We start from the raw sequence: 14,208 nt of genomic DNA on the forward strand, positions 1-14,208 counted from the left end.
GCAGCCAGGAGAAAGTTCACGCTTAACTTATCGCTCGATACACTTTAAGAAGAGAGATACTCTTGTTTTAACAAGGCATAAACCAGCTCATCACCCCACTGACCATTAAAACGGTCATTCTGGCGGAAGTGGGCTTCTTTACGCATGCCCAAACGTTCAGCGATTCCAATTGATCCCAAATTATCCGCATCCAGGCGGGCAAAAATACGGTGAAATCCACCCTCGGTAAAACCTTGCGCCAGTACCGCCGCGGCCGCTTCTGTGGCGTAGCCTTTTCCGGCATAAGCAGGGTTAAAGATATAACCAATTTCTGCCTGCAATGCAGCCCGGTTTGCCAGCTTTAATAGTACCTCGCCTATCAGGGTATGACTTTCTTTCAGGGTTACCGCGTAATATAAGGTATCGCCATCATTATTTAGCGCCGAATCTATAGCAGCGGATAATTGATTTATTAATTGTTCTGGCTCTGGCGGTGAGGCATATAAATAACGGTACACCTCCGGCAGGCTATGATACTCCTCGTAAGCAATAAGATCCTGATGCGTAAAACGACGTAAACACAGACGGTCAGTGATAAGAGGAAATGTCATTGAAAACAAAATGATACCTTTTTATATTAAAATAAAAAATCAGCTGAAATATTTTCACCCAGATAAACTAGCAGTTAAATATTCATTATTATTAAAATTTACTTTAATTTTCATTGCTGCCTCAATACACATTAAAATTGTATTTGATCATTTGTAGCACCCCATTTTGCAGCCCCTCAGAAAATTGATTAGGATACCGACACAAAATATTTCAATGGCTGGGTAAAGGAGAAAGTTATGTTACAAGGAAAGCGGGTTGTTGTTACCGGTGGCGGGCGTGATTTTGGTCGGGCATTATCGGTCTGGCTTGCCCGGGAAGGCGCTGAAGTGGCGCTATGTAGCCGTACTCTGGATCAGGCTCAGTCAACTGTTGACCTGATTCTTGCTGAAGGTGGCAGAGCGAAAGCTTATCAGTGCGATATCACAGATATGCAGGCAGTGCAGCAGTTTGCCCGGTCACTTGCTATCGATACACAACCCGTCGATATTCTGATTCTCAGCGCAGCGCAATGGCTGGAAGGTGATCTGGCCGGGGGTGAGCAGGATGAAGATATTATCAGTACGATTAACTCAGGTCTGACCGGTTCTATTCTACTGACCAAAGCCCTATTGCCTTATATGAATCGGGAACAAGGTAGCGATATTATTGGCATGGTTTCAGTATGTGGCATTCCCAATTTCACCCGCTCGATTGCACATCCGGCCTTTTTTGCCGCCAAACAGGGCATGAGCGGTTTTCTTAATACCATTTCAGAAAAATTAGCCTCAGAAAATATCCGCGTGACAGCACTTTATCCACCCGATTTTGACACCATTGATCCAAGCGAAGAACCGCCTTACCAGCCGGGCAGTGGCCGATCGTTGCTCAACGGGCATGCAATATGGCAAACCATTAAATTTGTCGTATCACAACCGCGTGGCTGCCATATTAGCGCAATTTATTTCCAGGGGCCCGATCGTGAGACCGTTGCCCGGCTGGAAGAACAGCAGAGCTGAAAGCAAAAAGCGGGAACCTGATGGTTCCCGCTTTTAAATTATGCATTGAAGACCAGAGAGTCTTCTGGCAAAAATCAGAATGGCATTTTAAAGCCAGGAGGCAGCTGCATACCGCTAGATACGCCAGCCATTCTCTCTTTCTGTGCTTCAGCAATACGGCGCGCGGCATCATTAAATGCAGCAGCAACCAAATCTTCGACCATTTCTTTGTCGTCTTCCATCAGGCTTGGATCAATTTCCACCCGACGGCAGTTGTGTGCACCATTGATGGTAACTTTAACCAGGCCCGCTCCAGACTCACCGGTGACTTCCATTTTGGCGATTTCTTCTTGAGCTTCAGCCATTTTTTCTTGCATCTGCTGGGCCTGCTTCATCAGGTTACCCAGACCGCCTTTTCCAAACATAATTATCTCTCTTTCGTCGGCCATCGGTCGCGTTATGCGATTATGGTTATCAGGATTACACTATGCCACCTTTACAGTGACATATTAAACAGGACGAATACTATCCTCATCCAGCACGGCATCAAAGAATCTTTTTATCGTTTGGATATTGTTATCACTGTTCAGTGACTCACGTGCTTGTTCGAGTTTTTCTTCATAAATAGCCTGACGCCATTCTAACGGCGTACGCTGCGTCAAATTATCGTCTTCAATAATCGTTAATTCAACTGCCTCACCTTGCAACTGCATGAGCGCCTCAGTCAGTGCCTTGTGTGCACCCGTTGAGTTCAGATGCCGCAAGGCAGGCCGCAGATGTAAACAAATCTGTGGCCCCCGCTGCTCTTTCCAGGCATTCAGTGCCAGTTGCTGTACCAGCTTAGGAAGCGACAACTTTTCAATCTCAGCCGACCAGTTATCACGTAAAGCGGCTTCCTGAGCCAGTTTTAGTGCCAGTTCAGGCGTTTTTTCATGCTCAAGCGCTTTTTTTAACGCCTTGGGGGTTGCAACCGGTTCTGCAACCTCTTCACTGACCACTTGTGATGTCCAGCGATACGCTTCTGGTTTTTCGACTACCGCGGGCTTTGATGACACTGCTGATGTTGCAGAAGCCTGAATACGATCGGTCACTGATGCCAGGCGTTCTGCAACAGAACGTTTCGCCGGCCGCGCTACCAGCGCAGCCGGCTCATTCTTTTTTGCTTTATCAGTTCCTTGCTGGCGCTGTAGCTGGCTACGAGCCTGAAGGATCTGGTTAGTGCTATCCGATAGTGCTGGCGCCTCACGGCCCACTGATGCTGCCTGTGGCGCGCTGACTGACTGTACTGCACTTGGTGAAGTTACAGGACTGTTGGTCGATGCTGGCACATAGCGAACTTCGGGTTCAGGTAACGGTTTCTGCGGATGGAATGCCAGAGCACGCAGCAACGTCATTTCCACTCCCATACGACGATCTGGTGCCCAGGGAAGTTCTTTACGACCAATTAACAGTGTCTGATAGTAAAGCTGCAAATCCGCAGGCGGGATAGTCCGAGCCAGTTCGCGCATTCGCACTTCAATCGCAGCCATATCGTTGCCTAACGCTGCCGGAGAGAGCTGTATCATCGCAAGTCGATGGAGTAAAGATGACATCTCCACCAGCAGGCTTTCCCACTCGACACCGCGAGAGGCAACCTCATTAAGCAGAGACATCACCAGTTGGCCGTCAGCTTGCACAACAGCTTCTATCAGAGAGAGAGCCTGACTATCATCCAGCGTCCCTAGCATGCTGCTGACCGCAGCAGTCGTGACCTGACCGTCACCGCTGGCGATAGCCTGGTCTGTTAAGCTCAGAGCATCGCGTAAGCTACCATCAGCTGCCCGGGCAAGTAATTGTATCGCGCGGGTGTCCCAGGCAATATTTTCTTTGTCCAGCACGTGTTCCAGTTGCTGTCCGATTTGAGAGACGTCCAGCGCTTTAAGATGAAACTGCAAGCAACGGGATAAAATCGTTACCGGTAGTTTTTGCGGATCGGTAGTGGCAAGCAAGAATTTCACATGCGCCGGCGGCTCTTCCAGCGTTTTTAACAACGCATTGAAGCTATGGCGGGAAAGCATGTGAACTTCGTCAATCAGATAGACTTTAAAACGGCCTCTGGCGGGTGCGTACTGAACGTTGTCCAGTAAATCACGGGTATCTTCGACTTTAGTGCGCGAGGCAGCGTCAATCTCGATCAGATCGACAAATCGTCCCTGCTCTATTTCACGGCAGTTATCACAGACACCGCAAGGTGTCGCAGTGATCCCCGTTTCGCAATTCAGCCCTTTGGCCAGTAAACGGGCAATCGATGTTTTCCCGACCCCACGGGTTCCGGAGAAAAGATAGGCGTGATGAATGCGTCCCAGCGTTAAACCATTCGCTAACGCGGTCAGGACATGTTGCTGGCCAACAACATCAGCAAAAGTTTGTGGGCGCCATTTGCGGGCTAAGACCTGGTAGCTCATCTGGGATTCAGCTCTGATTCGCGGGAAAGGTGAGTCAAAGAAGGTAATGCTACCACAAGCCTCACCCTGGGGGCGAGTAAGGCTTATTGAAGTCAACGCCATTTATACTGCATCGCATATTTTATTGCTTGCCAGTCTGCCTGCAGAGTGGCAGGTTAAATTCAGAAGCACATCAAGAGCGATGCAGAAAAAAGGATAATCATCATGACCAAACAGTATAAAAAAGACCCCAATCAGCTTGGGAAACTTACTGAAATTCAATTCAACGTTACCCAAAACAATGCCACAGAACGTCCGTTTTCCGGGGTTTACGATGAACATTTTGAAGAAGGTCTGTATGTCGATATCGTTTCTGGTGAACCTCTGTTTACCTCACTGGATAAATTTGACTCAGGTTGTGGCTGGCCGGCGTTCAGTCGACCGGTGGATAACAATATCCGCAATATCAGCGATAAAAGCCATGGCATGATTCGTACAGAAGTCCGTTCCCAGCACGGAGACAGCCATTTAGGCCATGTCTTCCCGGACGGACCGCAAGAAACAGGCGGCCTGCGCTACTGTATCAACTCTGCGGCATTGCGCTTTATTCCTAAAGCAGCGCTGGCAACAGAAGGCTATGGTGATTATCTGCCTTTATTCGAAGAAGGGAAAAAAAATGAAAACTGAGGTCGCCATTCTTGCTGGAGGTTGCTTCTGGGGTGTCCAGGAACTGATACGTAAGCTGGACGGGGTTATCAGCACCGAAGTGGGTTATACCGGTGGACGCAATGACTCACCAACCTACAGCTATCATCCCGGGCATGCTGAGGCAATCAGAATAGAATTTTTACCCGAGACACTGAGTTACCGGGATCTGCTGAAATATTTCTTTCAGATTCATGACCCGACAACCTCTCTTCGTCAGGGCAATGATATCGGTTCCAGCTATCGTTCCGCCATTTTCTATTTATCAGAAACACAGAAAGCCGAGGCTGAAAAACTGATAACAGAAATGGATAATTCAGGTATCTGGCCCGGACCGGTAGTCACAGAAGTGAAAGAGGCTGCCCCCTTCTGGTCTGCCGAAGCTGAACATCAGGATTATTTACAGAGAAATCCAAATGGCTACACCTGTCATTTTGAACGCAATGACTGGCAGTTACCCTGAAGGCCTGACTGAGGTATAACACAAAAGCCTCCTGATGGGAGGCTTTTAACTTTCTGAAAAAGAAGGAAAAAAGAGATCTTATTAGTGACCCGGGAATGGCACCAGGCTAAAGATATTAAGGCCCATTTTCTCCAGGCGCTGTTCACCACCCAGATCAAATAAATTGATAACAAAAGCCGCGTCGGTCACTTCGCCGCCAAGGTGACGGATCAATTTGACCGTAGCCTCAATGGTTCCACCGGTAGCCAGCAGATCGTCAATCACCAGCACTTTATCGCCAGCTTTAATCGCATCAACGTGAATTTCCAGCTTATCGGTGCCGTATTCCAGCTCATAGCTTTCTGACAGAGTTTCACGTGGTAATTTATTTGGTTTACGTACTGGAACAAATCCTACTCCCAGTCCTAGCGCAACAGGGGCACCAAATAAGAAGCCGCGGGCTTCAGTACCCACTACTTTGGTGATACCCGCATCTTTAAATTGCGAGACTAACAGTTCAATACTGAGCGCATAGGCTTTCGGATCTTCCAGCAAGCTGGTAACGTCACGGAATAAAATGCCCGGTTTTGGATAGTCTTGGACGCTTTTAATGCTGTTTTTGAGATACTCAAGCTGCTGAACGGTCGCGGTCATCGATTTATGCCTGCTGAAAACATGATACTAGTCAGGGTACGCTTTCAGTTCATTATAGAACCCGGCTGTTTTTAACCCGCCGTACCCATGCCCGAAAACGCTCGAATTTACTGCCTGACAGCGAGAATTGCAACTTCGTTGGCCAAGGTTGTTACTTTTCAGCCGCTGCCGCGCGTTAAATCAAAGAATAGCACCCGCTTCATCCATTATCGAATATGATCGGAGATTAAGAGAGGTTCACTGATGAACACCACGTCACTGCTACAAGTGCTACGTACACGAATTGATGAATTAGCGGTGGCTATCGCCCCTCTTTCTCAGCAACGCGCTTCGCAGGCCAGATTCGATAAAAAGCTGTTTGCCACCCACAGCACACAGTTAAAGGATTATCTGCTGGAAGTTCGGGAGAATATGGATAAGCTCCAGCACAGCGTCGAGCAGGCAAGAACTGACCAGGTCGCTTTTCTGGCTGAAAAGCTGGTTGAACAGCTGGCCGCCCTGCAAAGAGAGCTGGCAACCAAAGAGTTACGTAAAAGTGAGCGCCAGCAACCTGAAGCAGAGAATTTTTACCAGAAGCTGGCGACTCATCAGGATTATGAGCGTCGCCTGCAAGCGATGATTAATGACAGGGAAAATCAGCACGCAGTGCAAACGACGCTAGCCGGGCAACAGAAATTACAGCGCGAAATACTGGCACTGGAAGGTCGTTTGCAGCGATGCAAACAAGCTCTGACCCGCCTGGAACGTATTATTGAACGCCAGGAACGTGGTCTGGGTTAATGTTTATTTGTTCGGGAGAAAGCGATGTCACTAGAAAATGCTGCAGATGAAATCAAACTCGCGGTCGATTTAATTATGCTGCTTGAACAACACGCTATCCCGACTGATACCGTGCTAAAAGCACTGGAAATAGTTGAACAGGATTTTTTACGAAAAAAAGTACATACGGCCAGAGAACAAGGCACGGAGGTTTGAACAGTAATCAGCCAAAAAACCTGTTCCGGCAGTGCTTTACATAGTTTTACGGTTCAATTTCGGCGCTTTTTTTTGTCTGTCGAAGCGTCGGACAAAATAGAAACATTTCCAACAAAATAGCAACATAATCAGCAGCATTACTGTATAAATCAAAACTGTCCGGGGCGACCAACCAGTTCTCAATCAAACCGGTGATATAACTACGCATTGTGATAACAGCATGGGATAAACTAAGGTTAACAGGAAGATACCCTGCATCGATACAACGCTGCAAACTGGCTTCAATGCGTTCATTTCCCTCTAAATAGAGAGCACGTCGTGCTTCCTGCATTACAGCAAGCTCACCAACAAATTCACATTTGTGAAAAATAATTTCTGTCATTAACCGTCGGCGCTCTTCTGAAACCGTCGCCTGTAGGATATAAATAAGTAATTCTCTGACGACAGAAAGTGGATCGTCCGGGTATTTTGCCTGATACTCAATTTCTATATCACTAATACTGGACTCTGTAAGTTTCCAGATTTCATTGAACAATTCCGACTTATTTTTGAAATGCCAATAGATAGCTCCACGCGTGACACCAGCAGCTTTTGCTATGTCTGCAAGCGAGGTCGCGGATACGCCGTGTTGCGAGAACAGAATAATCGCCACGTCGAGGAGATGCTGTCGGGTTTCAAGCGCTTGCGCTTTAGTTTTTCGTGCCATATGTCAGTGAATATGCGAGCGTCAGATTTACATACATTTGTGAATGTATGTAACATAGCACGACGAGAATATAAACACAGTAGTGGGATTGTGGGCATTTGCTCCATTGAATTAACGTTGAATTCGGACACTTGAGGTTTACATATGAACAAAAACAGAGGGTTTACGCCTCTGGCGGCCGTTCTGATGCTTTCAGGCAGCTTAGCGCTTACAGGATGTAACGAAAAAGAAAGCCAACAAAGTGCGCCGCCCCCACCTGAAGTGGGTGTAGTCACTTTGAAAAGCGAGCCTTTGCAGATAACTAATGAGCTTCCAGGGCGTACCAGCGCCTATCGTGTAGCGGAAGTTCGTCCACAGGTAAGCGGAATCATTCTCAAACGTAACTTCACTGAAGGTAGCGATGTTCAGGCTGGTGTATCACTTTACCAAATCGATCCCGCTCCCTATCAGGCTGCTTACAATAGTGCGAATGGTCAACTTGCTCAATCACAGGCCAGTGCAAACATTGCCCAACTGACGGTTAAGCGTTATCAAAAACTGGTCGGTACTCAATATATTAGTAAACAAGATTACGATCAGGCTGTCGCGACTGCTCAGCAAGCCAATGCCGCTGTTGTGGCCGCTAAAGCTGCCCTGGAAAGTGCCCGTATTAATCTGGCCTACACCAAAATGACCTCTCCTATTAGTGGTCGTACTGGTATGTCCTCAGTCACCGAAGGTGCGCTGGTGACCAGTGGTCAGACTAATGCGTTAGTGACCGTCCAACAAATCGACCCGATTTATGTTGATGTCACTCAGTCCAGCGGTGAGTTTTTACGTTTAAAGCAAGAGCTGGCTGCAGGTAAACTGAAGCAGGAAAATGGTCAGGCGAAAGTTAAACTGGTAACCAACGATGGTGTGGCCTATCAGCAAGAAGGTACGCTGGAGTTTTCTGAGGTGACCGTAGACCCATCTACTGGCTCCATCACCCTGCGCGCAGTATTCCCTAACCCGGATAAATCCTTGTTGCCGGGTATGTTTGTTCGTGCCGAGCTGGAAGAAGGTATTAATCCGACTGCCATTCTGGTGCCACAACAAGGTATTACTCGTACGCCACGTGGTGAAGCATCAGCAATGATTGTGGATAAAGACAATAAAGTTGCCGTGCGTCAGCTGACAACCGGTGCCGCTATTGGCAACAAATGGTTAGTGACCGAAGGATTACAAGATGGCGACCGTGTCATTATCACTGGTCTGCAGAAAATAAAACCGGGCGTTCAAGTTAATGCGCAAGAAGTTGCTGAAAGTAGTGAAGGTCAACAGAGTTCTGCTGCCGGTGCGAAGTCTGAATAGTAGAAGTCTTAACTTAAACAGGAGCCGTTAAGACATGGCTAAGTTTTTTATCGATCGCCCTATTTTCGCCTGGGTTATCGCCATTATTGTTATGCTGGCGGGGTTGCTTGCAATTTTAAAGCTACCCGTCGCGCAATATCCAACCATTGCGCCTCCAGCGGTAACTGTCTCGGCTAACTATCCAGGCGCGGATGCAAAAACCGTACAGGATTCTGTCACCCAGGTTATAGAACAGAATATGAATGGCCTTGATGGCCTGCTGTATATGTCTTCGGCCAGTGACTCTTCTGGTTCGGTACAAATCACATTAACCTTTGATGCCGATACTGATGCAGATATCGCGCAAGTCCAGGTGCAGAACAAACTGCAGCTCGCTATGCCGCTACTTCCTCAGGAAGTTCAGCAGCAAGGTGTTAGTGTAGAAAAATCATCCAGTAGCTTCCTGATGGTTCTCGGTATGATCAATACCGATGGCACTATGCTTCAGGAAGATATTTCTGACTACCTTGGTGCAACGGTTAAAGATCCTATCAGCCGTACCAGTGGGGTGGGTGACGTTCAACTGTTCGGTTCTCAGTACGCAATGCGTATCTGGCTGAACCCACATGAGCTAAACAACTACAACCTGACGCCAATCGATGTTGTTACTGCACTTAAGGCACAAAACGCCCAGGTCGCAGCAGGTCAATTAGGTGGTACGCCACCGGTTAAAGGCCAGGAGTTAAATGCTTCAATCATCGCACAGACACGCCTGACATCTGTCGATGAGTTCAGCAAAATCCTGATGAAAGTCAACGCTGATGGTTCCCGTGTATTGCTACGTGATGTAGCAAAAGTTGAGCTGGGCGCTGAGAGTTATGACGTTATTGCGCGTTATAACGGTAAGCCAGCATCAGGACTCGGTATCAAACTGGCAACCGGTGCGAATGCGCTGGAAACCGCACAGGCTGTACGTGACACCATAGAGAAGCTTAAACCTTTCTTCCCGGCTGGGTTAGAAGTGGTTTATCCGTACGACACTACGCCATTCATTAAGATCTCTATTAATGAAGTGGTAAAAACGCTGCTGGAAGCGATTTTACTGGTATTCCTGGTAATGTATCTGTTCTTACAGAACTTCCGGGCAACATTGATTCCAACTATTGCCGTTCCGGTGGTAATCCTTGGGACCTTCGCCGTTCTTGCCGTGTTTGGCTATTCGATAAACACCCTCACGATGTTCGGGTTGGTGCTCGCGATAGGCTTGCTGGTGGATGATGCCATCGTGGTGGTTGAGAACGTCGAACGCGTGATGGCCGAAGAGGGCCTGTCACCGAAAGAAGCCACGCGTAAGTCGATGGGACAGATCCAAGGTGCACTGGTTGGTATCGCTCTTGTTCTGTCTGCGGTATTTATACCGATGGCATTCTTTGGCGGCTCAACCGGTGCTATCTATCGTCAGTTCTCGATAACTATCGTTTCAGCGATGATTCTTTCTGTTCTGGTGGCCATGATCCTGACCCCAGCACTCTGTGCAACTATGCTGAAACCTCTTCAGCCTGGCCATGAGCACAAGAAAGGCTTCTTCGGCTGGTTCAACAACATGTTCGAGAAGAGCACACATCACTATACCGACAGCGTTGCCAGAATTCTGCGCAGCACCGGTCGTTATTTAGTGTTGTATGTCATATTGGTTGCAGGCATGGCGCTGATGTTTGTCCGCTTACCAAGTTCCTTCTTGCCTGATGAAGATCAGGGTGTACTGTTGTCGATGGCACAGCTTCCTTCAGGTGCAACTCAGCAACAGACTCAGAAAGTGCTTGATGAAGTCAACGAATACTATCTGACCAAAGAAAAAGACAACGTTAACTCTGTATTTACCGTTAACGGCTTTGGTTTCTCGGGTCGTGGACAAAACGTTGGTCTGGCATTTATCTCACTGAAAAACTGGGATGAGCGTCAGGGCGAAGAAAATAAAGTTCCTGCAATTGCTCAACGGGCGAATATTGCCCTGTCGCAAATTCGGGAAGCAATGGTCTTTGCCTTTAACTTACCTGCAATTGTTGAACTGGGTACCGCAACCGGTTTTGACTTCGAGTTAATCGACCAGGCAAACCTCGGCCATGAGCAACTAACACAAGCGCGTAATCAGCTGCTTGGTATGGCGGCTCAGCATCCTGATTTATTAATCGGTGTGCGTCCGAATGGTCTGGAAGATACACCGCAGTTCAAAATTGATGTGGATCAGGAAAAAGCACAAGCGCTGGGCGTCTCTATCAGCGATATCAACACCACACTGAGCTCGGCCTGGGGGGGAAGTTATGTTAATGACTTCATCGACCGTGGTCGTGTGAAACGTGTCTATGTGATGGCTGATGCACCTTACCGTATGCTGCCGTCCGATATCGGTAAATGGTACGTACGTAGTAGTTCCGGTCAGATGGTTCCATTCTCTGAATTCACCACTTCACGCTGGGAGTATGGTTCACCGCGTCTGGAGCGTTACAACGGTCTTCCGTCTATGGAAATTCTCGGTCAGGCGGCACCCGGTAAGAGTACCGGTGAAGCAATGCTGATGATGGAAGAGCTGGCCGGTAAGTTACCTACGGGTATCGGTTACGACTGGACGGGAATGTCTTATCAGGAAAGGCTGTCGGGTAACCAGGCACCTGCTCTGTATGCTATCTCGCTGATTGTCGTATTCCTCTGTCTGGCAGCCTTGTACGAAAGCTGGTCAATACCATTCTCCGTTATGCTGGTTGTTCCACTGGGGGTATTTGGTGCCCTGGCGGCGACGATGTTGCGCGGTCTCACCAATGACGTTTACTTCCAGGTGGGCCTCCTCACAACCATTGGCTTATCGGCGAAGAATGCGATACTTATCGTAGAATTCGCCAAAGACTTAATGGAGAAAGAAGGTAAAGGTCTGGTTGAGGCAACGCTGGATGCTGTTCGTATGCGTCTGCGTCCGATTCTGATGACGTCGCTGGCATTTATGCTCGGCATCATGCCACTGGTTATTAGTACTGGTGCTGGTAGTGGTGCACAGAATGCGGTAGGTACAGGTGTTTTAGGTGGGATGATAACTGCAACTATCCTCGCCATCTTCTTTGTACCGGTATTCTTTGTGGTCATTCGTCGTCGCTTTAGCCGTAAAAGCGAAGATATTGAACACTCGCATCCGGTTGAACATAAAAACTAAGTAATGCTAAGGCCGTGGTAAACCCACGGCCTTAAGTTTTTGATTGAAAGGGAAAAACAGGATTACACGCTATTTTTTTATTATTGAATTTTACTCAATAATAAAAAAGTGATTAGTTTATTTAATGAGAATGAACGTTTCAGCGTTTTATTTACCCCTTCTGTTTTGGAATAATAACTTTACCGGCCTCACAATCTATTCATAATTTTAATCAACTCTAACCTAACTATTAGTCTTGATAATATCCAGTAATCAAATTTGCACACTCCCTGATTCGTTTCTGCTATTACTCTGATAGGAATATTCTTAGTTATGTGTTGCTACGCCAACAATTAACAAGAAGAGCAAAAAACAACCAGAAAATAACTGCTTTTTAGTCTGAAAATGGCTCGTCAATCATCTTTAATAATTATTTGTAAGTTTAGGTTAACGTTAATATCAAAGAGTTAATTAGCGTACTTACCTGCTCCCCGCCAGTTATTAATCTTTCTTTTCTTTCCTCACACCATGAAATCTTATCGTTATTGCTTTATAATGAATCTGCATGTAATAATCATGGCCACAGTTCTCCACCTGTTTAGGTGTTGTCCACTCCAACGGATTACGTTTATTGTTGTTGTCGATAAAGGGGCTGTTATATGGACGAGTATTCACCAAAGCGACATGACATTGCACAATTGAAGTTCCTGTGTGAAAGCCTGCAGCGAGATTGCTTGCTTAATCTCGATAGCAGTAATCACGGCTGGGTTAATGGACCAACATCTGTGACTCATTTGCAATTAAATGAATTGATTGAGCACATCGCTGCCTTCGCGCTTAATTATAAAATTAAGTACATCGATGATAGTAAGCTTATTGAACTTGTTGATGAATACCTTGATGATAGCTTTATGCTGTTCAGTAACTACAGTATAAGTGGGCAGGATCTCCAAAAGTGGCAAGGTTCGGAGCATCGGTTGTTCCAAAGCCTCATTAATGAGGATCATGATAATTCTGTGAACATTTCGTTAGAAAAAAATATTAAAAATACTTAAGGCTAATTTATGACAGATAAACCTTTAACTAAAATTGATTATTTGATGCGCTTGCGGCGATGCCAGACACTTGACACACTAGAGCGTGTTATTGAAAAAAATAAATACGAATTATCGGATAATGAACTAGCGGTGTTCTATTCCGCTGCCGATCATCGTCTTGCTGAGCTAACGATGAATAAGCTTTACGATAAAATTCCACCTTCAGTATGGAAATTCATCCGCTAATTTATTCATCGGTTTGGATACGTAAGTAACTTCAGATTTTCCTGTAACCTTATTTCGTTTTTAGATCTTAGTGTCTGAAAGTTTAAGTTATTGTTTTATATAAAAATAACTTTTGATGATGCTGTTCACTTCATGTGCCAGTCCCAGGTCTGGGCTACAAATAAGCGGAATAGCATTAGGTGATAATTCAGGATTAGCGAGAAAAGTCGTCTTTGCAGGTGGATGCGTCAACTGTTATGGTTTTTTTTAGTCTTTCTGTTACTTTCTTGCTGGCCATGAGCTTCTTAAAATAGTGTTGTCCTATGTCTTACTCGAAGCTCTGAACATTAAAAGGCTTACCATGACTGAAATCCAACGCCTGCTGACTAACACTATTGAAAAATTGAATGTGGCTGAGAAGCGCGATAACAGACCGCGCTTTAGTATCAGTTTTATTCGCAAGCATCCTGGCCTGTTTATCGGCATGTACATTGGGTTGTTTGCCACATTATGGGTAATGATGGCATCAGATACACTGGCTGGTGAAGCCTGGTTATTGATTGTTCTGTTTGCCCTATTGAACGTATTTTTCTTTTTTGATGTTAACCCGCGCTATCGCTACAGTGATATAGATGTCCTTGATTTGAGGGTTTGTTACAACGGAGAGTGGTATAACACTCGCAATGTGCCAGCCACATTGATTAACGATATTTTGCATTCCCCTCAGGTTGATGATGAACAGAAATCGCTGCTGAACAAAATGCTGGACCGGAAAGGGGAATTATCATTTTATGATGTGTACTCATTAACCCGCCAGCAATCCGTTGCCAGTCGTTAACGATCAACGGCGTTTTTTCCTGCCCTGAACCGCTTTGAAACGCGGGTTTGATTTGCAAATAACATAGAGTCGCCCCTTACGCCTGACTATCTGGCAATCGGGGTGGCGGTTTTTTGCACTGCGTAAAGAATTCAATACCTGCATTA

At 46.5% G+C, this 14,208-nt stretch carries 16 protein-coding genes and 1 other annotated feature; of the genes, 10 read left to right on the forward strand and 6 right to left on the reverse strand.

Annotated elements, in window-relative coordinates:
- Positions 1-44: 44 nt before the first annotated feature.
- The gene (locus M2387_RS12145) at positions 45-590 is read right to left on the reverse strand and encodes a GNAT family N-acetyltransferase (protein ID WP_259049574.1); all 546 of its coding nucleotides are present in this window, start codon (positions 588-590) and stop codon (positions 45-47) included.
- Between the two features lie 237 nt (positions 591-827).
- Here M2387_RS12145 and M2387_RS12150 point away from each other — a divergent pair, with 237 nt between their 5' ends.
- A complete protein-coding gene (locus M2387_RS12150; RefSeq protein WP_259049575.1) occupies positions 828-1,586 on the forward strand; it encodes an SDR family oxidoreductase in 759 nt (252 codons plus the stop codon).
- A 74-nt stretch (positions 1,587-1,660) separates the two neighbouring features.
- Here M2387_RS12150 and M2387_RS12155 read toward each other — a convergent pair whose 3' ends face one another.
- Together M2387_RS12155 and dnaX are read right to left on the reverse strand one after the other, a co-directional pair.
- Complete coding sequence (locus tag M2387_RS12155; RefSeq protein ID WP_259049576.1) at positions 1,661-1,990, reverse strand: YbaB/EbfC family nucleoid-associated protein; 330 nt, start codon at positions 1,988-1,990, stop codon at positions 1,661-1,663.
- A gap of 84 nt (positions 1,991-2,074) precedes the next feature.
- Complete coding sequence (gene dnaX, locus M2387_RS12160; RefSeq protein WP_259049873.1) at positions 2,075-4,009, reverse strand: DNA polymerase III subunit gamma/tau; 1,935 nt, start codon at positions 4,007-4,009, stop codon at positions 2,075-2,077.
- Positions 2,684-2,745: a sequence feature (DnaX frameshifting element), on the reverse strand. Its footprint overlaps the gene before it by 62 nt.
- A gap of 204 nt (positions 4,010-4,213) precedes the next feature.
- Here dnaX and msrB point away from each other — a divergent pair.
- Entirely contained in the window at positions 4,214-4,675 is a 462-nt protein-coding gene (gene msrB, locus M2387_RS12165) for a peptide-methionine (R)-S-oxide reductase MsrB (RefSeq protein ID WP_259049579.1), read from the forward strand.
- A complete protein-coding gene (gene msrA / locus M2387_RS12170; protein ID WP_259049581.1) occupies positions 4,665-5,156 on the forward strand; it encodes a peptide-methionine (S)-S-oxide reductase MsrA in 492 nt (163 codons plus the stop codon). The genes msrB and msrA overlap by 11 nt, the downstream gene beginning before the upstream one ends.
- Positions 5,157-5,237: 81 nt before the next feature.
- On the opposite strand, the gene apt is transcribed toward msrA, so the two are convergent.
- Entirely contained in the window at positions 5,238-5,789 is a 552-nt protein-coding gene (apt, locus tag M2387_RS12175) for an adenine phosphoribosyltransferase (RefSeq protein ID WP_259049583.1), read from the reverse strand.
- A gap of 243 nt (positions 5,790-6,032) precedes the next feature.
- Between apt and priC the strand changes: the two genes are divergently transcribed.
- Positions 6,033-6,569, forward strand: a complete 537-nt coding sequence (gene priC, locus M2387_RS12180) for a primosomal replication protein (protein WP_259049585.1) — start codon at positions 6,033-6,035, stop codon at positions 6,567-6,569.
- A 24-nt stretch (positions 6,570-6,593) separates the two neighbouring features.
- Positions 6,594-6,764, forward strand: a complete 171-nt coding sequence (locus M2387_RS12185) for a YbaM family protein (RefSeq protein ID WP_259049586.1) — start codon at positions 6,594-6,596, stop codon at positions 6,762-6,764.
- Positions 6,765-6,810: 46 nt separating this feature from the next.
- Here the strand turns inward: M2387_RS12185 and acrR are convergent, their stop codons facing one another.
- Positions 6,811-7,470 carry a multidrug efflux transporter transcriptional repressor AcrR gene (gene acrR / locus M2387_RS12190; RefSeq protein WP_259049587.1) on the reverse strand — a complete coding sequence of 220 codons (660 nt, stop codon included), beginning with the start codon at positions 7,468-7,470 and terminating at the stop codon, positions 6,811-6,813.
- 144 nt (positions 7,471-7,614) lie between these two features.
- Here acrR and M2387_RS12195 point away from each other — a divergent pair, with 144 nt between their 5' ends.
- The 5 genes from M2387_RS12195 (at position 7,615) to M2387_RS12215 (ending at position 14,062) form a co-directional block, all read left to right on the forward strand.
- Positions 7,615-8,802, forward strand: coding sequence for an efflux RND transporter periplasmic adaptor subunit (locus tag M2387_RS12195; protein ID WP_259049589.1), 1,188 nt, complete (start codon positions 7,615-7,617; stop codon positions 8,800-8,802).
- Between the two features lie 34 nt (positions 8,803-8,836).
- Positions 8,837-11,983 carry a multidrug efflux RND transporter permease subunit AcrB gene (acrB, locus tag M2387_RS12200; RefSeq protein ID WP_259049591.1) on the forward strand — a complete coding sequence of 1,049 codons (3,147 nt, stop codon included), beginning with the start codon at positions 8,837-8,839 and terminating at the stop codon, positions 11,981-11,983.
- A gap of 638 nt (positions 11,984-12,621) precedes the next feature.
- Positions 12,622-13,017 (forward strand): Hha toxicity modulator TomB, encoded by a 396-nt coding sequence (gene tomB, locus M2387_RS12205; protein ID WP_259049593.1) that lies wholly within the window; start codon positions 12,622-12,624, stop codon positions 13,015-13,017.
- 9 nt (positions 13,018-13,026) lie between these two features.
- Positions 13,027-13,245, forward strand: a complete 219-nt coding sequence (locus tag M2387_RS12210) for an HHA domain-containing protein (RefSeq protein ID WP_259049596.1) — start codon at positions 13,027-13,029, stop codon at positions 13,243-13,245.
- Between the two features lie 340 nt (positions 13,246-13,585).
- A complete protein-coding gene (locus M2387_RS12215; RefSeq protein ID WP_259049597.1) occupies positions 13,586-14,062 on the forward strand; it encodes a YlaC family protein in 477 nt (158 codons plus the stop codon).
- A gap of 3 nt (positions 14,063-14,065) precedes the next feature.
- Here M2387_RS12215 and ykgO read toward each other — a convergent pair whose 3' ends face one another.
- The gene (ykgO, locus tag M2387_RS12220) at positions 14,066-14,206 is read right to left on the reverse strand and encodes a type B 50S ribosomal protein L36 (protein ID WP_211992669.1); all 141 of its coding nucleotides are present in this window, start codon (positions 14,204-14,206) and stop codon (positions 14,066-14,068) included.
- Positions 14,207-14,208 lie beyond the last annotated feature (2 nt).

This window comes from Klebsiella sp. BIGb0407, from assembly GCF_024807845.1.
Taxonomy (GTDB): Bacteria; Pseudomonadota; Gammaproteobacteria; order Enterobacterales; family Enterobacteriaceae; genus JGM124.

Bases quoted from the DNA above. Each gene is read 5' to 3' on its own strand.
- M2387_RS12145 (WP_259049574.1), bottom strand. From the start codon at position 590: ATGACATTTCCTCTTATCACTGACCGTCTGTGTTTACGTCGTTTTACG.
- M2387_RS12150 (WP_259049575.1), top strand. From the start codon at position 828: ATGTTACAAGGAAAGCGGGTTGTTGTTACCGGTGGCGGGCGTGATTTT.
- M2387_RS12155 (WP_259049576.1), bottom strand. From the start codon at position 1,990: ATGTTTGGAAAAGGCGGTCTGGGTAACCTGATGAAGCAGGCCCAGCAG.
- dnaX (WP_259049873.1), bottom strand. From the start codon at position 4,009: ATGAGCTACCAGGTCTTAGCCCGCAAATGGCGCCCACAAACTTTTGCT.
- msrB (WP_259049579.1), top strand. From the start codon at position 4,214: ATGACCAAACAGTATAAAAAAGACCCCAATCAGCTTGGGAAACTTACT.
- msrA (WP_259049581.1), top strand. From the start codon at position 4,665: ATGAAAACTGAGGTCGCCATTCTTGCTGGAGGTTGCTTCTGGGGTGTC.
- apt (WP_259049583.1), bottom strand. From the start codon at position 5,789: ATGACCGCGACCGTTCAGCAGCTTGAGTATCTCAAAAACAGCATTAAA.
- priC (WP_259049585.1), top strand. From the start codon at position 6,033: ATGAACACCACGTCACTGCTACAAGTGCTACGTACACGAATTGATGAA.
- M2387_RS12185 (WP_259049586.1), top strand. From the start codon at position 6,594: ATGTCACTAGAAAATGCTGCAGATGAAATCAAACTCGCGGTCGATTTA.
- acrR (WP_259049587.1), bottom strand. From the start codon at position 7,470: ATGGCACGAAAAACTAAAGCGCAAGCGCTTGAAACCCGACAGCATCTC.
- M2387_RS12195 (WP_259049589.1), top strand. From the start codon at position 7,615: ATGAACAAAAACAGAGGGTTTACGCCTCTGGCGGCCGTTCTGATGCTT.
- acrB (WP_259049591.1), top strand. From the start codon at position 8,837: ATGGCTAAGTTTTTTATCGATCGCCCTATTTTCGCCTGGGTTATCGCC.
- tomB (WP_259049593.1), top strand. From the start codon at position 12,622: ATGGACGAGTATTCACCAAAGCGACATGACATTGCACAATTGAAGTTC.
- M2387_RS12210 (WP_259049596.1), top strand. From the start codon at position 13,027: ATGACAGATAAACCTTTAACTAAAATTGATTATTTGATGCGCTTGCGG.
- M2387_RS12215 (WP_259049597.1), top strand. From the start codon at position 13,586: ATGACTGAAATCCAACGCCTGCTGACTAACACTATTGAAAAATTGAAT.
- ykgO (WP_211992669.1), bottom strand. From the start codon at position 14,206: ATGCAGGTATTGAATTCTTTACGCAGTGCAAAAAACCGCCACCCCGAT.